The 1,144-nt window shown below is 63.4% G+C and carries 2 protein-coding genes; both read left to right on the top strand.

Annotated features, from left to right (window positions below; all coding sequences use genetic code 11):
* Positions 1-499: POT-type proton-dependent oligopeptide transporter (locus tag SO140_RS45980; RefSeq protein WP_498544204.1), on the top strand; the 499-nt coding region annotated here is incomplete at its 5' end.
* Between the two features lie 126 nt (positions 500-625).
* On the top strand, positions 626-1,144 hold a 519-nt coding region (locus SO140_RS45985), incomplete at its 3' end, for an NAD(P)-dependent oxidoreductase (protein WP_498544205.1).

Below are 1,144 nucleotides of genomic sequence, written 5' to 3' on the forward strand. Positions count from 1 at the left end.
GGGTGGCCCGCTGCTGGCCTGGCGGTTCAATCGCCTGCGCGCTCGCGGTTGCAACATCGACATTCCGCTGCAGTTCTCGGGATCCCTCTTCTGTATCGGGCTCGGCATGCTGGTGTTGCCGCTGGGCATCAGCATGGCGGGCGGCGACGGGCTGGTGGCGTTTAAATGGATCGTCATCAGCTATGTGCTGCAAAGCGTTGGCGAATTGATGATCTCACCGATCGGTTACGCGATGATCGGCAAGCTGGCGCCGCCGCGCTATCAGGGCGTGATGATGGGCTGCTGGATGATGGTGACCGGCGTCGCTTCGGTGTTGGCGGGCTACGTCTCCGGCCTGATGCCGGAAAACAGCGGCAACACGCCGCTGCAAACCAATCCCGGCTACAGCGAAATCTTCAGCGCGCTGGGCTGGGGGGCGACGGGCGTCGGCGTGGCGATGCTGATTCTCATTCCGCTGCTGCGGCGCCTTATCCGGCGCGACGGCCCGTCTGCCGCCTGATTGGTGAGTATGCGCAACAGCCCCACTGGTCGGGGCTGTTTTTATTTTGGGCTTTAACGCTTGCATCCGGCGGCGAATCGCGGAAGGCTGGAGGAAAACCAATAAAAACAAACGGGAGCCCGCAGTATGAACATCATTTATTACCACCCCTTGTTTAACGCCCAGGAATGGCTGGCCGGCATCAAGCAACGCCTACCGCAGGCCGAGATCCGCGAGTGGCAGCGCGGCGACGAGCGGCCAGCCGATTACGCGCTGGTGTGGCGCCCGCCGCACGAAATGCTGGCCAACCGCCGCGATCTGAAAGCGGTGTTCGCCCTCGGCGCCGGCGTCGATGCCATTCTTGATCAGGAGCGCAAACACCCCGGCACGCTGCCCGCCGGCGTGCCGCTGCTGCGGCTGGAGGATACCGGCATGGCGCAGCAGATGCAGGAATATGCGCTGAGCTATGTACTGCGCTATTTCCGCCGTTTCGACGAGTATCAGGCGCTGCAGCAGCGGCAGGAATGGCAGCCGCTCGATCCTCACTCGCTGGATGATTTCACCATCGGCATCCTCGGCGCCGGCGTGCTGGGGCAGAGCGTGGCGCGCAAGCTGACCGAGTTTGGCTTTCGCGTGCCCTGCTGGAGCCGCAGCGCCAAACAGATC

The sequence above is a fragment of the Bradyrhizobium sp. UFLA05-108 genome (assembly GCF_059803455.1).